This is a genomic window from Intrasporangium mesophilum (genome assembly GCF_054783095.1).
The window spans coordinates 234,295-251,280 of record NZ_BAAGRF010000005.1 but is presented as its reverse complement, the minus strand read 5'-3'; the positions used below and the strand labels follow the sequence as shown (position 1 = coordinate 251,280).

Here is a 16,986-nt window from a genome sequence, read left to right as displayed (position 1 = left end):
CCGTCACCATCGCCATCATGGGGGATCCCTGCACCTGTGACTGGTGTGACTGGGGGCTCACTCGACCAGACGGGCCCGGACGGCCCGGCCGGCTGGACGGACGGCCCGGCCGGCTGGACGGCCCGGCCGGCGGGACGGACGTCAGCCGACACGCTCGACGACCGACAGCGCCAACGCCTGCAGGGCTGTCTTCGCGTCACTGGCCGGCAGCGGGTCGAGCAGGGCCTGGGCGTCGTGCGCCACGGCATGCGTCTCCTCGCGGGCCTGTTCCAGTGCCGGATGGACCCGCAGCAGCGCGAGCGCCTCGGCGACACCGTCCTCGTCCTCGGAGAGGTCTGACGACAGCAGTTCCAGGAGCCTGGCGTCGGCGGGGTCGACCGAGGCCTTGGCGCGCAGGACCGCGAGCGTGTCGACGCCCTCGCGCAGGTCGGTGCCCGGCGTCTTGCCGGTGTCATCGGAGTCGGACGCGATGTCGATGAGGTCGTCGGCCAGCTGGAAGGCGATGCCGACCTTCTCGCCGTACTCACGCATGATCTCGACGGTCTCCGGGGTGCCCCCGCTGAACATCGCGCCGTAGCGCCCGGCCGTCGCGATGAGCACGCCCGTCTTGTCCGCGAGCACACCGAGGTAGTAGTCCACCGGGTCGACACCGTCCGGGCGTGGCCGGTCGTCGCGGATCTGGCCGGCACAGAGCCGCACGAACGTCTGCGCCTGGATGAGCACGGCCTCCGCACCGAGCGCGGCGACCAGCTCGGACGCTTTGCCGAAGAGGAGGTCGCCGACGAGGATCGCCGTCGAGTTGTCGTATGCCGCGTTGACCGACTGGACGCCGCGCCTCATCCGCGCATCGTCCATGACGTCGTCGTGGTAGAGCGAGGCCAGGTGGGTCAGCTCGACGCCAGCGGCGGCCCGGACGACGTCGTCGTTGATGCCCTGGCCGAGCTCGGCGGCGAGCAGCGTCAGCAGCGGGCGGAACCGCTTGCCGCCGGCCTCGATCAGGTGGGCCGAGGCACGCGCGATGAACGGGTCGTCGTGGTCGACGACCTCGTGCAGGAGGGCGTCGACCCGGGTCAGCCCGTCCTGGAGCCGCGCCGACAGCTCCGGCGTGGCTCCTGGCACCCCGAGGACCGGTGGCGTCGCGTGCGTGGTCATCGAACCCCTGAACGATGGTTGGTCGGTCGCGTCACCGGACGAACTGCGAGGCGCGGTCGGCCAGGTCGAGCAGCGAGGCGGGCAGGATACCGAGCACGAGGGTCACGAGCGTCCCGATGGCGATCGAGAAGGTCGTCGTCACCGACGGCGTGACCACCTCGACCGTGTCGTCGGGTGCCTCGCTGAAGAACATCAGCACGATGACCCGCGCGTAGACGAAGACCGTGATCGCGCTGCACAGCACACCGACGACCGCGAGCACCGTGCCCGTGGCACCACTGTCGACCGCCGCCGAGAAGACCGCGAACTTCGAGACGAACCCCGACGTCAGCGGGATGCCGGCGAAGGCGAGCATGAGGAACGCGAACGCTGCACCGACCACCGGGTAGCGGCGGCCCAGCCCCGCCCACTGCGACAGGTGCGTCGCCTCGGCGCCGTTCTGCCGCACGAGCGACACGATCGCGAAGGCCGCGATCGTCGCGAAGCCGTAGGCCACGAGGTAGAACAGCACCGCGCTGACGGCCGTCGAGTCGAAGGCGAGGACGCCGACGAGGATGAACCCGGCGTGGGCGATCGAGGAGTACGCGAGGAGGCGCTTCATGTCGGTCTGGGTCACCGAGAGCACCGACCCGATGACCATCGTCAGGAGCGCGACGATCACCAGGGCGTTGCTCCACTCCCAGCGCGCGGTGTCGAGGCCGACGTAGGCAAGGCGCAGGATCGCGCCGAACGCCGCGGCCTTGGTGCAGGCGGCCATGAAGCCGGTCACGGTCGTCGGGGCGCCCTGGTAGACATCGGGCGTCCACGCGTGGAACGGCACCGCACCGACCTTGAAGAGCAGGCCCACGAAGACGAGGAACGCGCCTGGCAGCAGAAGGCCGTTCATCGCGATCGGGCCCGTGGCCACGGCGGTGCTGAGGTCGCTGAAGTAGACCGACCCGGCATACCCGTAGAGCAGTGCCGTGCCGAACAGGAAGAACGCCGAGCTGAAGGCTCCGAGCAGGAAGTACTTCAGCGAGGCCTCCTGCGACAGCAGGCGGCGACGTCGGGCCAGGCCCGTGAGGATGTAGAGCGGCAGCGAGAGCACCTCGAGCGCGACGAACATGCCGATGAGGTCGTTCGTCGTCGGGAAGAGCATCATCCCGAAGATCGCGAAGAGGGCCAGCGGGAAGACCTCGGAGGTCAGCGCCCCGGCCCGGGTCGCGGCCGTCTCGTAGGGCGAGCCGGGGGTCGACGCGCCGCTGGGAGTGAACGCGTCGGCACCGATGCCGCCGAGGCGCTCGGACATCGTCAGCACGCCGAGGATGCCCATGAGGACGATCGCGCCCTGCATGAACAGCGCCGGGCCGTCGATCGCGAGGGCGAACAGCTGGTGGCCGCTGGCGGCGTCGCGGACGCCCATCGTCAGCCCCTGGTGCGACGCGGCAGGCACGATCGCGACCGCGGCGGCGAGCAGACCGACCACGGCGATGACGACCTGGATGCGGTGGCGGCTCTCGCGGGCGACGAACGCCTCGACGATGACACCGACCAGGGCCGCCCCGAACACGATGAGCAGCGGCGCGATCGCGACGTAGTCGATCTCTGCAGGCTCGAAGGCGGCGGGCAGCACCATGGGCGCGGCGGCGGTCACTTCTGGCTCCCTTCGGCCACAGTGCCGGTCGTGTTGAGGTCCGGGTTGGCCTGCTTGACGTACGACAGGGTCTTGTCGACGGCGGGGTTGATGACGTTCAGCGCGAGGTTCGGGTAGAACCCGAGCACGAGGAACGCCGCGAGCAACGGTGCGGCGACGATCTTCTCGCGGCTCGTCAGGTCACGGACGAGGCGAAGGCCACGGCGACCGCCTTCGTCGAGGCCGGCATACTCCCGCTCTCCGACGATGCCCTCGGGCTTCGGCCCCGTCATGACGTTCTTGTACATGAGCAGGATGTAGAGCGCGGCCAGGATGATGCCGGTGGTCGCGATCACCGCGGCCCAGGGCAGAGGACCGAAGCTGCCGACGAGCACGGTGAACTCCGACACGAAGCTCGCCAGGCCCGGCAGGCCAAGGCCCGAGAGGCCGGCCACGAGGAAGATCCCGGCCAGGCCCGGGGTGACCCGCTGCCATCCCCCGAAGTCGGGTATTCGTTTGCTGCCACGCCGGCGCACGAGCATCGCGGCGAAGAGGAACAGTGCCGCTGTCGAGAAGCCGTGGTTGACCATGTAGAGCGTCGAGCCGGAGTTGCCGACGTTGGTGAACGCGAAGATCCCGAGCACGATGAAGCCGAAGTGGCTGACCGAGGTGTACGACACCAGGCGCATCATGTCGGTCTGCCCGATCGCGAGCAGCGCGCCGTAGATCACCGAGATCACCGCGAGGACGACCACGGTCGGGGTCGCCCACCGGCTCGCGTCCGGGAAGAGCTGCAGGCAGAACCGGATCATCCCGAAGGTGCCGATCTTGTCGAGCACGCCGACGAGCAGCGTCGCCGTGGCGGGCGTCGCCTCGGTCGCCGCGTCAGGCAGCCAGGTGTGCACCGGCACCATCGGCGCCTTGACCGCGAAGGCGAAGAAGAACCCGACGAAGAGCAGCCGCTCGACGGTGGGGTCGATGCTCAGGCCGGTCAGCTGCGAGATGAGGAAGCCGTTGTCGCCGCCCGGGCCCTGGAAGTAGAGCCCGATGACCGCGACGAGCATGATCAGCCCGCCTGCGAGCGAGAACAGCAGGAACTTCATCGCGGCGTACTGCCTGCGCGGCCCGCCGAAGCGGCCGATGAGGAAGTAGACCGGGATGAGCATGGCCTCGAAGAAGACGTAGAACAGGAACACGTCGGTCGCGGCGAAGACACCCACCATGAACGTCTCGAGGACGAGCAGCAGGGCGAAGTAGGTCTTGGCCTTGCGGGCGCCACCGGGCCCGGCCTCCTCCGGCACGTCGTGCCACGCGGCGAGCAGGCAGACGGGCGTCAGGACGAGCGCCATGAGGATGAGCACGAGCGCGATGCCGTCGACGCCGAGCGCGTAGCTGACCCCGAACTGCGGGATCCACGAGCGCTGCTCGCCCAGCTGGAACTGCGCCGAGCTGGTGCGGTCGAACTGGGTGGCCGCGGCGATCCCCAGCACGAGGGTGACGATCGACGTGCCGAGCGCGATGCGCTTGGCCGTCTCCGCACTGCCCGGCACGAAGGCGACGACGAGCGCGCCGACGAAGGGGACCAGCAGCAGGATCGTCAGCCACGGGACACTGGACATGGTCGTCATCAGGAGATCACCCACAGAGCACCGAGGATGGCGACGACGCCCGCGAGCATCGTCAGGGCATAGGAGCGCGCGAAGCCGTTCTGCAGCTTGCGCAGGCGAGAGCTGGTCCCGCCGACCAGGGCCGCGAGGCCACCGGCAGCACCATCGATCCCCTTGCCGTCGACGTAGACGAGCGAGCGGGTGAGGTGGATGCCAGGCCGCATGAGCAGCGCCTCGTTGACCTGGTCCTGGTAGAGGTCCTTGCGCGCCGCCCGCGTCGTGAGGTTGCCGGCCGGGGCCGTGACCGGGACGTCGTCACGCCAGTAGCGCATCCACGCCAGCGTGCCTCCGGCGGCCACGAGGAGCAGGGTCACGACCATCAGCACGGGGACCGGGACGACGGAGTGAGCCCCTTCCGGCTCGGCGCCGACGACCGGCTCGAGCCAGGACGTGATCCACCCGGTCGGGCCGAGGATGAGGCCGAGGAAGGCTGAGCCGAAGGCCAGCACGATCATCGGGACCGTCATGATCCGCGGCGACTCGTGCGGGTGGACGTCGTCGGTCCAGCGCTTCTTGCCATGGAAGGTCATGAAGAACAGGCGCGACATGTAGAACGCGGTGATGCCCGCGCCGACGAGCGCGATGGTGCCGAAGACCCACGGCCGCCAGCCCTCGCCGACGAACGCGGACTCGATGATCGCGTCCTTGGACCAGAAGCCGGAGAAGGGCGGCACGCCGATGATGGCCAGCCAGCCGAGGCCGAACGTCACCCAGGTGATCTTCATGACGAGGTTGAGCGCGCCGAAGCGCCGCATGTCGACCTGGTCGTTCATGCCATGCATGACCGACCCGGCGCCGAGGAACATGCCGGCCTTGAAGAAGCCGTGCGTGAGCAGCTGGAAGATCGCGAAGGCGTACCCGACCGGGCCAAGGCCCGCGGCGAGCATCATGTAGCCGATCTGGCTCATCGTCGAGGCCGCGAGCGCCTTCTTGATGTCGTCCTTCGCACAGCCGACGATCGCCCCGAAGAGCAGCGTGATCGCGCCGACGAAGGCGACGGCGAGCTGGGCGTTGGGCGCAGCCTCGAAGATCGGCGCCGAGCGCACGACGAGGTAGACACCTGCCGTGACCATGGTCGCGGCGTGGATCAGCGCCGACACGGGTGTCGGGCCGGCCATGGCGTCGCCGAGCCAGCTCTGCAGCGGGAACTGGGCCGACTTGCCGCAGGCGCCGAGCAGCAGGAGCAGGCCGATCGCCGTCATGAAGCCCTGGTTGGCCTGGCTCCCGGAGGCGCCGAGGACCGTCGTGAAGTCGACCGCACCGAAGTGGAAGAACATGACCATGATCGCGACGGACAGGCCGAAGTCACCGACCCGGTTGACCACGAACGCCTTGTTGGCGGCCGTCGCGTAGGCCGGGTTGTAGTTCCAGAACCCGATGAGCAGGTAGGACGCGAGACCGACGCCCTCCCAGCCGACGTAGAGCAGCAGGTAGGAGTTCGCGAGGACGAGCAGCAGCATCGACGCGACGAAGAGGTTGAGGTAGGCGAAGAAACGCCGCTTGTCGGGGTCGTGCTCCATGTACCCGAGGGAGTACGAGTGGATCAGCGACCCGACGAAGGTGATGAGCAGCACGAACGCCATCGACAGCTGGTCGACGAGCAGCCCGGCGCTGACGTGGAACGAGCCGGCGGTCACCCAGTCGTAGAGGTTCACCTCCTGCGCGCGGTCCTCGGCGCCCAGCCCCAGCATCTGGATGAACATGACGAAGCCGACGACGAACGCGGCCCACGACAGCATGACGGCCAGGCGCGGGCCGAACTTGTCGGTGCGGCGTCCGCCGAACAGCAGGAGCGCGGCTCCGAACGCCGGCAGCACGATGAGCAGCCAGGCGTATGCCGTCACGCCGGTCGCGGCGTGTGCCTCACCTTCGTGCGTGGCGAGCCCGGCGGCATACGTGCTTGCCGAGCTCGCGACGGAAGTGACGAGAGTTCCCATGGGTGGCCGGCGCTCCTTACAGCTTCAGCAGGTTGGCGTCGTCGACCGAGGCCGACCGGCGGGCACGGAAGATCGCCATGATGATGGCGAGCCCGACGACGACCTCCGCCGCCGCGACGACCATGACGAACAGGGCCATGACCTGTCCGTCGAGCGCGCCGTGCACGCGGGAGAAGGTCACGAGTGCGAGGTTCGTCGCGTTGAGCATGAGCTCGACACCCATGAACACGATGATCGCGTTGCGGCGGGTCAGCACCGTGGCGGTGCCGATCGTGAACAGGATCACCGACAGGTAGATGTAGTTGATCGGGCTCACTTGGCTCCTCCCTCCTCGATCTCGCGCTCCATGTGTCGCTCGACGTCCTTGAAGCCGTCCGCCGTGGCCACCTGGTCCCGGGCGACGAGGACACGCGACACGGACAGGTCGCTCGGGGTGCCGTCGGGCAGCAGGGCGGGGGTGTCGACGGCGTTGTGCCGGGCGTACACGCCGGGGGCGGGCAGACCGGCGACGTTCTCGTTGTCGCGCACACGCTTGGCGGCCCACTCGGCCTGCGTGAGCTTCGCGGTGAGGCGCTCCCGGTGAGCGAGCACCATCGCGCCGAGCGCCGCGGTGATCAGCAGCGCGGAGGTGACCTCGAAGATCCAGACGTACTGGCCGAAGATCAGCTCGGCGATGCTCGTGATGTTGCCCGGGTCGGCGTTGGTCGCGATGACCTTGTTCATGCCGGTCTGGACCGTCTCCTCGCTGAACTCGACCGAGCCGAGCGTGAAGAAGAGCACGCCCGCGAGGCCGAGAGCGAGCAGGAAGGAGGCCCAGCGCTGACCGGTGATGGTCTCGATGATCGAGTCGGAGGAGTCGACACCGATGAGCATGAGGACGAAGAGGAACAGCATCATCACGGCGCCGGTGTAGACGAACACCTGGACGATGCCGAGGAAGTCCGCCTTCTGCATGATGTAGAAGACGCCGAGGATGCACATGACGAGCGCCATCCCGAGCGCGGCGTGCACGGCCTTGCGGGCGAACAGCAGCCCGAGCGCCGCGATGACCGCGATCGGCCCGAGCACCCAGAAGCCGACGGCTTCGGCGACGGAGGTCATGGGTTGGCTCCTTCCCTGGTCGCGGCCGCGGTCGGGTTGGTCGCATGCACGAGGTCGTGGTCGCCCGGGCCGGCGGCGCCGGCGTTGCCCGGCCGGTCGGATGCCGCCGCGTCGAGGTCGTCGTCCTCGTCGTCGGCGGAGCGCTCGTCGACGTAGGCGCGCTGGGCGTCCGAGGCGCCGGTGACCTTGCCGAGGTAGTAGTCGCGCTCCTCCATGCCGTCGGCCATCGGGAACGGCGGCGGGAGCATCCCGCCCTGCAACGGGGCGAGCAGCTGCTCCTTGGTGAAGATCAGCTTGCCGCGGTCGTTGTCGGCGAGCTCGTAGAAGTTGGTCATCGTCAGCGCCCGGGTGGGACAGGCCTCGATGCACAGGCCGCAGAAGATGCAGCGCAGGTAGTTGATCTGGTAGACGCGGCCGTAGCGCTCACCGGGGCTGAAGCGTCCGGAGCCGCCTGGGGTGTCGTCGTTGTCGGCACCCTCGACGAGGATCGCGTCGGCCGGGCAGGCCCAGGCGCACAGCTCGCAGCCGACGCACTTCTCGAGGCCGTCGGGGTGACGGTTGAGCTGGTGCCGGCCGTGGAAGCGGGGCGCGGTGGGGCGGGGCTTCTCGGGGTACTCCTCGGTCGCGACCTTGCGGAACATCGTCGAGAACGACACCCCGAAGCCGGCGACGGGGGCGAAGAGCTCACCGAGGAAGCCCTTCTCGCGGTCCTTGGCGCCGGACTGGCCGCGCTGCTCGCGCGGCGCGCCGACCTCGCCGGAGGCGTTGCGCGTGAGGTCCTTGCCGACGTTGTCGTCAGCCATGGGTCTCCTCCTTGACGGACGTGCTGGACGGGCCCGAGACCGCGCTCGCCGTGGACAGCACCGGTTCGGCGCCGAGGCGCGCGTTGGGCTCGACGAGTCGCTGGCCGGGCAGCGGCGGCACCGGGTAGCCGCCTTCGAACGGGTCGATCTCCTCGGGCGGCAGCTCCTCCTCCGCCTCGGCGCGAGCGGCCCGGCGGTCGTCCCAGACCCAGGCCGCAGCGAGCGCCACGACGGCGACGACGCTGACGATGACCACCGTCGCGACCGACAGCTCGCGACCCGCGATGGTCAGCTTGCCGCTGCCGAGGAAGTTCAGCTGGGCGCCGCGGATGAACGCGACCGCCACGACCCACGCGAGCGTGATCGGGATGAGGAACTTCCAGCCGAACCGCATGAACTGGTCGTACCGGACGCGGGGCAGCGAGCCGCGCAGCCAGACGAACACGAACATGAACATCCAGAGCTTGATGGTGAACCAGAGGATGCCCCACCAGCCCTGGTTGAACATGCCGTCGTTGATCGCGGCGATGAACGGCGGGGCCTGCCAGCCACCGAGGAACAGGGTGGTGGCGAGCGCGGAGACGGTGAACATGTTGACGTACTCGCCGAGGAAGAACATCGCGAACCGCATCGAGGAGTACTCGGTGTGGAAGCCACCGGTCAGCTCGCCCTCGCCCTCGGCGAGGTCGAAAGGCAGACGGTTGGTCTCGCCGACCATGGTGATGAGGTAGACGGCGAAGCTGAAGAACGCCGGCAGGATGTACCAGAGCGAGCTCTGGGCCGCGACGATCTGCGAGGTCGACATCGAGCCGCTGTAGAGGAAGATCGCGACGAGCGACAGTCCCATGGCGATCTCGTAGGAGATGACCTGGGCGGTCGAGCGAAGACCACCGAGCAGCGGGTAGGTCGAGCCCGAGCTCCACCCGGCCAGGATGATGCCGTAGACGCCGACGGACGCGACGGCGAGCACGAGCAGCACGGCGACGGGCACGTCGGTGACCTGCAGCGGCGTGTGGTGGCCGAACATCCAGACCATGCCGCCGACCGGGATGATCGCGAAGGAGACGAACGCCATGGTGGCCGCGATGAGCGGGGCGAGCGTGTAGATCACCTTCTCGGCGTTCGCCGGGGTGATGTCCTCCTTGAGCATCGACTTCATGCCGTCGGCCAGGGTCTGGAGCAGACCGAACGGGCCGTTGCGGTTGGGGCCGGGACGCTGCTGCATCCGGCCGATGACGCGACGCTCGAACCAGATCACGAGCAGGGTCGACAGGAGCAGGTAGACGAAGATGGCGACGGCCTTGATCAGGGCCACCCACCAGGGCGTGTCGCTGAAGTCGACCGCGGGGTTCTCGTTCATCGGGACCGCCGCAGCCATCCCGTATGCCGTCAGCCCGAGGCTCATGCGGCACCACCCTTCGCGACGGCGACGTAGCCACCGGCATCGGTGCCCAGGCCCGTGCGCACGGAACAGTCCTTCGAGTTGGTCGGGAGCCAGACGACGCCGTCGACCATGCCCTCGGTCACCAGCGCCGGCAGCGTGACGCTGCCCGTCGGTCCGGTCACCGTGACGGGGTCGCCGTCGGCGACGCCGAGGCGGCCGGCCGAGCCCTCGGACAGGCGGGCGACCGACCTCGGGGCGGTGCCGGCGAGGAACGGCTCGCCGTCCTGCATCCGGCCGGCGTCGAGCAGTGTGGCCCACGTCGAGAGCGCGAAGTCGCCCCAGCCTGCTGGCGTCCCGGCGCCGTGCTGCCCGGCCGGAGCCCAGGTGGCACGCGCGCCGCCCCACGGGCCGAGCGCCTCGAACTGGTCGTGGATCTCACGCTGGGTGCGCGTCTCGAGGAAGTGGCCCATCTCGCTGGCGATCATGTCCAGCGCCCGGTGGTCGCTGACGGCGTTGCTCGCCAGCGCCTCCTCGAACGGACGGGCGCGGCCCTCCCAGTTGACGTACGAGCCCGACTTCTCGGCCTGCGGTGCAACCGGCAGGACGACGTCGGCGACCGCGGTGACGGCCGACTCGCGCAGCTCGAGCGAGACGACGAAAGCACGCGCGAGGGCGTCGCCGACGTGCGGGTCACCGAGGTCGGCGGGGTCGACGCCACCGACCACGAGGGCGTCGAGGTCGCCGGCCGCGGCCCCGGCGAGGATCCCGGCAGTGTCGCGAGGGGTCGCGTCGGGAAGTCGGTCGACCTCCCAGACCGCGGCGACCTCGGCACGAGCCGTCGCGTCACCGGCCGGGCGCCCGCCTGGCAGGAGGGCACCGAGTGCTCCCGCCTCGAGCGCGCCACGCTCGCCGGCCCGACGCGGTACCCAGGCCAGGCGCGCGCCGGTCGCGGCGGCGAGGTCGGCGGCGGCGCGGAGCGCGCCCACCGATGTTGCGAGCCGCTCGCCCACGAGGATCACGGCTCCAGCGACGAGAGCGTCCTTGGCCTTCGCGCCCGCCGGGCTCGATCCCAGGTCACGAAGGACCGACGCCTCCTGGCCGGGGACGGCCGGCACCAACGTGCCACCCATCTTGGTCAGGCCGCGCGTCGGGTGGGAGGACACGGCATACACCGCGGTCTTGTGCTTGCGGAACGCCTTGCGCAGGCGCAGGAAGACGATCGGGCTCTCGTCCTCGGGCTCGAAGCCGACCAGCAGCACCGCAGGCGCCTTCTCGAGGTCGGCGTAGGTGACCGCGCCGCCCTCGGGACCGGTGGCCACGACGTGCTCGGACAGGAACGCGACCTCCTCGGCCGAGTGCGGACGGGCGCGGAAGTCGATGTCGTTGGTGCCGAGCACGACGCGGGCGAACTTGCCGTACGCGTAAGCGTCCTCGGCCGACACGCGACCGCCGACGAGCACGCCGGCGGCCTTGGAGCGGGCCAGGCCGGCAGCCGCGGCCGCGAGCGCCTCGGGCCAGCCGACGACGCGCAGCTCGCCGTCCTCACCGCGGACCATGGGGAACTCGATGCGGTCCGGCAGCGTGGCGTAGGTGAACGCCCAGCGGCCCTTGTCGCAGTTCCACTCCTCGTTGACCGCCGCGTCGTCCAGCGCCATCCGGCGCAGCACGACACCGCGGCGGTGGTCGGTCCGGATCGCGCAGCCGGAGGCGCAGTGCTCGCAGACCGACGGCGTCGACACGAGGTCGAACGGGCGCGAGCGGAAGCGGTATGCCGCGCCGGTCAGGGCGCCCACCGGGCAGATCTGCACCGTGTTGCCGGAGAAGTACGACTCGAACGGCTGGTCCTCGTAGATGCCGATCTGCTGGAGCGCGCCGCGCTCGACCAGCGCGATGAACGGGTCGCCGGCGACCTGGTCGGAGAAGCGGGTGCACCGCGCGCACAGCACGCAGCGCTCGCGGTCGAGCAGGACCTGCGAGCTGATGTTGATCGGCTTCGGGTAGGTGCGCTTGACGTCCTCGAACCGCGACACCGGCCGGCCGGCGCTCATCGCCTGGTTCTGCAGAGGGCACTCGCCACCCTTGTCGCAGACCGGGCAGTCGAGCGGGTGGTTGATGAGCAGCAGCTCCATCACACCCTGCTGCGCCTTGTCGGCGACGGGCGAGGTGTTCTGCGTGTTGACGACCATGCCCTCGGAGACCGACATCGTGCACGACGCCTGCGGCTTGGGCATCGGGCGGGCGACGCCCTCGCGGTCCGGCAGCGCGACGTCGACCAGGCACTGGCGGCACGCGCCGACCGGGTCGAGCAGCGGGTGGTCGCAGAAGCGCGGGATCTCGATGCCGATCGTCTCGGCGGCGCGGATCACGAGCGTGCCCTTCGGCACGCTCACCGGCACCCCGTCGATGGTCAGGCTGACGAGGTCCGGCGCGGTGGGCGCCTTCGTCTCGGTCGTGGCGGTCATGCGGACACCATCCCGCTGGGCTCCTTGGTCTCGACGGCGAACAGGACCGACTTCTCCGGCGGGAAGAGCACGTGCGCCGGAGTGTGCATGCCGGCCTCGAACTCCTCGCGGAAGTACTGCACGGCCGAGGTGATCGGGCTCGTCGCGGCATCGCCCAGTGCGCAGAAGCTGCGACCGAGGATGTTGTCGCAGATGTCGACGAGCTTGTCGATGTCGTCCTGGGTGCCCTGGCCGTTCTCGATGCGGTTCATGATCTGCCGCAGCCACCACGTGCCCTCGCGGCACGGGGTGCACTTGCCACACGACTCGTGGGCGTAGAAGTCGGTCCAGCGCGCCACGGCACGAACCACCGACACCGTCTCGTCGAACACCTGAAGGGCGCGTGTGCCGAGCATCGAGCCCGCGGCGGCCACCGAGTCGAAGTCGAGCGGTACGTCGAGGTGCTGGTCGGTGAAGATCGGCGTCGAGGACCCGCCGGGCGTCCAGAACTTCAGCTTGCGGCCGTTGCGCATGCCGCCGGCGAGGTCGATGAGCTCGCGCATCGTGATCCCGAGCGGCGCCTCGAACTGGCCGGGGTTGGTGACGTGGCCGGACAGGCTGAAGATGCCGAAGCCGGTGGACTTCTCCGTGCCCATGCCCTTGAACCAGTCGGCGCCGTCGAGGATGATCCCCGGCACCGAGGCGATGGACTCGACGTTGTTGACCGAGGTGGGTCGGGCGTAGAGCCCGGCCGCGCCGGGGAACGGCGGCTTGAGGCGGGGCTGCCCGCGCCGGCCCTCGAGCGAGTCGAGCAGCGCGGTCTCCTCGCCACAGATGTACGCGCCCGCGCCGGCGTGCACGGTGATGTCGACCTTGACGCCCTTGCCACCGACGTTGTCACCGAGATAGCCCGCCGCGCGAGCCTCCTCGACGGCGCGAAGCAGCCGGCGGTAGACGTGGACGACCTCGCCGCGCAGGTAGATGAACGCGTGCTCGCAGCCGATCGCGTAGGAGCTGATGATGACGCCCTCGATGAGCGAGTGCGGGTTGGCCATCATCAGCGGGATGTCCTTGCAGGTGCCCGGCTCGGACTCGTCGGCGTTGACCACGAGGTAGCGGGGCCCGCCGTCGGGCGGCGACATGAACGACCACTTCATGCCGGTCGGGAAGCCGGCGCCACCGCGGCCGCGGATGTTGGAGTCCTTGACGGCATCGATGATCGCCTGCGGCTCCATGGACAGGGCCTTGCTCAGTGCCCGGTAGCCGCCGTGGCGCCGGTAGGTGGCCAGTGTCCACGACTGCGGGTCGTCCCAGAACTTCGTCAGGATCGGAGTCAGCGTGTCGGTCACTTCGAGCCGTCCTTCCGGTCCGTGCTGTCGGCGCTGGCGCGCCCTGCGCCACTGCCCGAGCCATTGCCCGAGCCATTGCCCGAGCCGTCGGGGGCGGTCCAGCCGCGCTCCTGCGCGATCCTGAGGCCGAGCAGGGAGGCCGGCCCGGCGCCCACGCCCTCGTCGCCGCGGCCGTCGTGGAAGCCCGCAAGCACTCGCGAGACCTCCTTGAACGTGCAGACCTTGGCGGCGCCGCGCGTCGGTGTGACGTCCTTGCCGGCGCGAAGGTCCTCGACGAGCCCGATGGCGCTCTCCGGCGTCTGGTTGTCGAAGAACTCCCAGTTGGCCATGACGACCGGGGCGTAGTCGCAGGCGGCGTTGCACTCGACCCGCTCGAGGGTCACCTTGCCGTCCCCGGTGGTCTCGTCGTGGCCGATCCCGAGGTGCTCGGACAGCCGGTCGAAGATGAGGTCGCCGCCCATGATCGCGCAGAGCGTGTTGGTGCAGACGCCGACGGTGTACTCACCGTTGGGGTGGCGCTTGTACTGCGTGTAGAAGGTCGCCACCCCGCTGACCTCGGCCTCGGTCAGGTCGAGCACCTCGGCGCAGAAGGCCACTCCGCGGCCGGTCACGTAGCCGTCGACCGACTGCACGAGGTGCAGCAGCGGCAGGAGCGCGGAGCGCTTCTGGGGGTACCGGGCGATGACCTCGGCGGCGTCCGCGTGCAGGCGCTCGAGGACGTCGGCGGCATACGGGGCCTTGGACTCGGCGCTGACGCGGAAGAAGCCGGATGCGGCGGCAGTGTGTTCGGGGCTCGCCATCAGCGGTCCACACCTCCCATGACGGGGTCGATCGAGGCCACCGCGACGATGACGTCGGCGAGCTGCCCGCCTTCGCACACGGCAGCCACAGCCTGCAGGTTGTTGAAGCTCGGGTCGCGGAAGTGCGCGCGGTAGGGGCGCGTGCCGCCGTCGGAGACGAGGTGGCAGCCGAGCTCGCCCTTGGGGGACTCGACGGCCTGGTACGCCTGGCCCGGCGGGACCCGGAAACCCTCGGTGACGAGCTTGAAGTGGTGGATCAGCGACTCCATCGAGGTGCCCATGATCTCGCGGATGTGGTCGAGGCTGTTGCCCAGGCCGTCGCCACCGAGCGCCAGCTGCGCCGGCCACGCGATCTTCTTGTCCTCGACCATGACCGGCCCCTCGGAGGCCTGGAGGCGGTCGATGCACTGCTCGACGATTTTGAGCGACTCGTACATCTCGTCGATGCGCACGCGCAGCCGGCCGTAGGCGTCCGCGCTCGTGCGGGTGATGACATCGAAGTCGTAGGTCTCGTAGCCGCAGTACGGGTCGAGCTTGCGCAGGTCGTGCGGCAGTCCCGCCGAGCGGAGCATCGGCCCGGTGATGCCGAGGGCCATGCAGCCGGTCAGGTCGAGCACGCCGACGTCGACCGTGCGCCCCTTGAGGATCGGGTTCTCGTTGAGCAGCGCCTCGAGCTCGCCGAGCCCGCGGCGCACCTGCGGCACCATCTCGCGCAGCGCGTCGATCGCGCCGGGCGGCAGGTCCTGGGCCACGCCGCCGGGACGGATGTACGCGTTGTTCATCCGCAGGCCGGTGACCATCTCGAAGATGCGCAGCACCCGCTCGCGCTCGCGGAACGCCACGGTCATGACCGTCGTCGCGCCCATCTCCATGCCGCCGGTGCCGAGGCACACGGTGTGGGAGTTGATCCGCGACAGCTCCATCATCAGGACGCGGATGACGTTGGCCCGCTCGGGGACCTGGTCGGTGATCCCGAGGAGCTTCTCCATCGCGAGGCAGTAGGCGGCTTCCTGGTACATCGACGTGAGGTAGTCCATGCGCGTGCAGAACGTGACGCCCTGCACCCAGGAGCGGTACTCCATGTTCTTCTCGATGCCGGTGTGGAGGTAGCCGATGCCGGCGCGTGCCTCCGTGACCGTCTCGCCGTCGATCTCGAGGATGAGGCGGAGCACGCCGTGGGTCGACGGGTGCTGCGGCCCCATGTTGACGACGATGCGCTCCTCGTTGAGCGAGGTCGCCTCGTCGACGAGGTCGTTCCAGTCGCCGCCGGCGGCGTTGAAGACGCGAGCGCCCTCGGCCGCCTCCTCGTCGGCGACGGACGTGGCGTAGACGTCGTTGGCTCCCTCGTCGGGGATGTCCGTCTGGGTGAACTCGGTGTGCGTGCTCATCAGTTGTACGACCTCCGCTGGTCCGGCGGCGGGACGGTGGCGCCCTTGTACTCGACCGGGATGCCGCCGAGGGGGTAGTCCTTGCGCTGGGGGTGGCCCGGCCAGTCGTCGGGCATGAGGATGCGGGTCAGGGCCGGGTGCCCGTCGAACTCGATGCCGAACATGTCCCACGTCTCGCGCTCGTGCCAGTCGTTGGCCGGGTAGACGGACACGACCGACGGGATGTGGCGGTCGTCGTCGGGGCACGACACCTCGAGCCGGACGCGCCGGCCGCCGTGGGTGATCGACAGCAGGTGGTAGACGGCGTGGAGCTCCTCGCCCGTCCGGTCGGGGTAGTGCACGCCGGACACGCCGACGCAGATCTCGAAACGCAGCGACGGGTCGTCGCGCAGCACCCGGACGACGGCCAGCAGGTGCTCGCGGCGCACGTTGATGGTCATCTCGCCGCGGTCGACGACGACGCTCGAGACGGCCTCGGCGTAGGACGCCGTGCCGCCGACCAGGCCGCGTTCGAGGTTGTCGGCGATCTCGTCGAAGTAGCCGCCGTAGGGCCGCTCGGCAGCGCCGGCGATGATGATCGGGCGCCTCAGACCGCCGTAGCCGGAGGTGTCGCCGCCCTGGGTGGTCCCGAACATCCCGGTGCGCATCCCGACGACGCGCGGGCCGGTCGGGTTGGCGCCCTCTGTCTGGGCGAGCTCGATCTCGCCGGGCGTGATTCCGGAGGTCTGGTCCTTGGTGGTGTCGGCGTTCACGACGTTCGTGTCGTCCTTGGTGGCGTCACCGTCGCTCATGCGAGCAGGCCCTTCATCTGGTGGGTGGGCGTCGCCGTGAGGGCGGCCTCCTCCGCGGCCCGCGCCGCCTCCTCGCGGTTGACGCCGAGGGGCGAGGTCTGGATCTGGTGGTGGAGCTCGATGATCGCGTTGAGCAGCATCTGCGGGCGGGGCGGACAGCCGGGCAGGTAGATGTCGACCGGGATGATGTGGTCGACGCCCTGGACGATCGCGTAGTTGTTGAACATGCCGCCGGAGCTGGCGCACACGCCCATCGAGATGACCCACTTGGGGTTCGGCATCTGGTCGTAGACCTGGCGCACGACCGGGGCCATCTTCTGGCTGACGCGGCCGGCGACGATCATGAGGTCGGCCTGCCGGGGCGTCGCCGAGAAGCGCTCCATGCCGAAGCGGGCGATGTCGTAGTCCGGCGTGCCGACGGCCATCATCTCGATCGCACAGCAGGCGAGACCGAACGTGGCCGGCCAGATCGAGGCCTTGCGCATGTAGCCCGCGAGCGACTCGACAGTCGAGAGCAGGAACCCGGCTGGGAGCTTCTCCTCGAGACCCATTGCTTACTCC

Annotated in this window: 14 protein-coding genes; all 14 read right to left on the bottom strand. The window is 69.6% G+C overall.

All coding sequences use genetic code 11. From position 1 onward, the window contains the following. Positions 1 to 141 precede the first annotated feature (141 nt). From ACYVLP_RS06985 to ACYVLP_RS06920, 14 genes are read right to left on the bottom strand one after another with little or no spacing between them, the layout of a single operon-like run. A complete protein-coding gene (locus tag ACYVLP_RS06985; protein WP_460626610.1) occupies positions 142 to 1,152 on the bottom strand; it encodes a polyprenyl synthetase family protein in 1,011 nt (336 codons plus the stop codon). Between the two features lie 31 nt (positions 1,153 to 1,183). Next, entirely contained in the window at positions 1,184 to 2,767 is a 1,584-nt protein-coding gene (gene nuoN, locus ACYVLP_RS06980) for an NADH-quinone oxidoreductase subunit NuoN (RefSeq protein ID WP_460626679.1), read from the bottom strand. 14 nt (positions 2,768 to 2,781) lie between these two features. Then, on the bottom strand, positions 2,782 to 4,383 hold the full coding sequence (locus tag ACYVLP_RS06975; RefSeq protein ID WP_460626678.1) for an NADH-quinone oxidoreductase subunit M: 1,602 nt from the start codon (positions 4,381 to 4,383) through the stop codon (positions 2,782 to 2,784). Between the two features lie 8 nt (positions 4,384 to 4,391). Continuing rightward, complete coding sequence (gene nuoL / locus ACYVLP_RS06970) at positions 4,392 to 6,368, bottom strand: NADH-quinone oxidoreductase subunit L (RefSeq protein WP_460626609.1); 1,977 nt, start codon at positions 6,366 to 6,368, stop codon at positions 4,392 to 4,394. A 16-nt stretch (positions 6,369 to 6,384) separates the two neighbouring features. Further along, entirely contained in the window at positions 6,385 to 6,684 is a 300-nt protein-coding gene (nuoK, locus tag ACYVLP_RS06965) for an NADH-quinone oxidoreductase subunit NuoK (RefSeq protein ID WP_460626608.1), read from the bottom strand. Next, on the bottom strand, positions 6,681 to 7,469 hold the full coding sequence (locus ACYVLP_RS06960) for an NADH-quinone oxidoreductase subunit J (RefSeq protein ID WP_452270628.1): 789 nt from the start codon (positions 7,467 to 7,469) through the stop codon (positions 6,681 to 6,683). Before ACYVLP_RS06960 ends, nuoK begins: the two co-directional genes overlap by 4 nt. Next, the gene (gene nuoI / locus ACYVLP_RS06955) at positions 7,466 to 8,272 is read right to left on the bottom strand and encodes an NADH-quinone oxidoreductase subunit NuoI (protein ID WP_460626607.1); all 807 of its coding nucleotides are present in this window, start codon (positions 8,270 to 8,272) and stop codon (positions 7,466 to 7,468) included. The genes ACYVLP_RS06960 and nuoI overlap by 4 nt, the downstream gene beginning before the upstream one ends. Next, positions 8,265 to 9,677 carry an NADH-quinone oxidoreductase subunit NuoH gene (gene nuoH, locus ACYVLP_RS06950; protein WP_460626606.1) on the bottom strand — a complete coding sequence of 471 codons (1,413 nt, stop codon included), beginning with the start codon at positions 9,675 to 9,677 and terminating at the stop codon, positions 8,265 to 8,267. Before nuoH ends, nuoI begins: the two co-directional genes overlap by 8 nt. After that, positions 9,674 to 12,118 carry an NADH-quinone oxidoreductase subunit G gene (locus ACYVLP_RS06945; RefSeq protein WP_460626605.1) on the bottom strand — a complete coding sequence of 815 codons (2,445 nt, stop codon included), beginning with the start codon at positions 12,116 to 12,118 and terminating at the stop codon, positions 9,674 to 9,676. The genes nuoH and ACYVLP_RS06945 overlap by 4 nt, the downstream gene beginning before the upstream one ends. Next, entirely contained in the window at positions 12,115 to 13,446 is a 1,332-nt protein-coding gene (gene nuoF / locus ACYVLP_RS06940; RefSeq protein WP_460626604.1) for an NADH-quinone oxidoreductase subunit NuoF, read from the bottom strand. Before nuoF ends, ACYVLP_RS06945 begins: the two co-directional genes overlap by 4 nt. Next, on the bottom strand, positions 13,443 to 14,246 hold the full coding sequence (nuoE, locus tag ACYVLP_RS06935; protein WP_460626603.1) for an NADH-quinone oxidoreductase subunit NuoE: 804 nt from the start codon (positions 14,244 to 14,246) through the stop codon (positions 13,443 to 13,445). Before nuoE ends, nuoF begins: the two co-directional genes overlap by 4 nt. After that, positions 14,246 to 15,634: an NADH-quinone oxidoreductase subunit D gene (locus ACYVLP_RS06930; RefSeq protein ID WP_460626602.1), complete on the bottom strand. Its 1,389-nt coding sequence runs from the start codon at positions 15,632 to 15,634 to the stop codon at positions 14,246 to 14,248. The genes nuoE and ACYVLP_RS06930 overlap by 1 nt, the downstream gene beginning before the upstream one ends. After that, a complete protein-coding gene (locus ACYVLP_RS06925) occupies positions 15,634 to 16,425 on the bottom strand; it encodes an NADH-quinone oxidoreductase subunit C (RefSeq protein ID WP_460626601.1) in 792 nt (263 codons plus the stop codon). Before ACYVLP_RS06925 ends, ACYVLP_RS06930 begins: the two co-directional genes overlap by 1 nt. Then, positions 16,422 to 16,976 (bottom strand): NuoB/complex I 20 kDa subunit family protein, encoded by a 555-nt coding sequence (locus ACYVLP_RS06920; RefSeq protein WP_452270636.1) that lies wholly within the window; start codon positions 16,974 to 16,976, stop codon positions 16,422 to 16,424. Before ACYVLP_RS06920 ends, ACYVLP_RS06925 begins: the two co-directional genes overlap by 4 nt. Positions 16,977 to 16,986 lie beyond the last annotated feature (10 nt).

What these genes read in the sequence shown, in the direction of transcription:
- nuoI (WP_460626607.1), bottom strand. Translation starts at nt 8,272, where the DNA reads ATGGCTGACGACAACGTCGGCAAGGACCTCACGCGCAACGCCTCCGGC.
- ACYVLP_RS06930 (WP_460626602.1), bottom strand. Translation starts at nt 15,634, where the DNA reads ATGAGCACGCACACCGAGTTCACCCAGACGGACATCCCCGACGAGGGA.
- nuoL (WP_460626609.1), bottom strand. Translation starts at nt 6,368, where the DNA reads ATGGGAACTCTCGTCACTTCCGTCGCGAGCTCGGCAAGCACGTATGCC.
- ACYVLP_RS06985 (WP_460626610.1), bottom strand. Translation starts at nt 1,152, where the DNA reads ATGACCACGCACGCGACGCCACCGGTCCTCGGGGTGCCAGGAGCCACG.
- nuoE (WP_460626603.1), bottom strand. Translation starts at nt 14,246, where the DNA reads ATGGCGAGCCCCGAACACACTGCCGCCGCATCCGGCTTCTTCCGCGTC.
- nuoH (WP_460626606.1), bottom strand. Translation starts at nt 9,677, where the DNA reads ATGAGCCTCGGGCTGACGGCATACGGGATGGCTGCGGCGGTCCCGATG.
- nuoN (WP_460626679.1), bottom strand. Translation starts at nt 2,767, where the DNA reads ATGGTGCTGCCCGCCGCCTTCGAGCCTGCAGAGATCGACTACGTCGCG.
- ACYVLP_RS06925 (WP_460626601.1), bottom strand. Translation starts at nt 16,425, where the DNA reads ATGAGCGACGGTGACGCCACCAAGGACGACACGAACGTCGTGAACGCC.
- ACYVLP_RS06975 (WP_460626678.1), bottom strand. Translation starts at nt 4,383, where the DNA reads ATGTCCAGTGTCCCGTGGCTGACGATCCTGCTGCTGGTCCCCTTCGTC.
- ACYVLP_RS06920 (WP_452270636.1), bottom strand. Translation starts at nt 16,976, where the DNA reads ATGGGTCTCGAGGAGAAGCTCCCAGCCGGGTTCCTGCTCTCGACTGTC.
- ACYVLP_RS06945 (WP_460626605.1), bottom strand. Translation starts at nt 12,118, where the DNA reads ATGACCGCCACGACCGAGACGAAGGCGCCCACCGCGCCGGACCTCGTC.
- ACYVLP_RS06960 (WP_452270628.1), bottom strand. Translation starts at nt 7,469, where the DNA reads ATGACCTCCGTCGCCGAAGCCGTCGGCTTCTGGGTGCTCGGGCCGATC.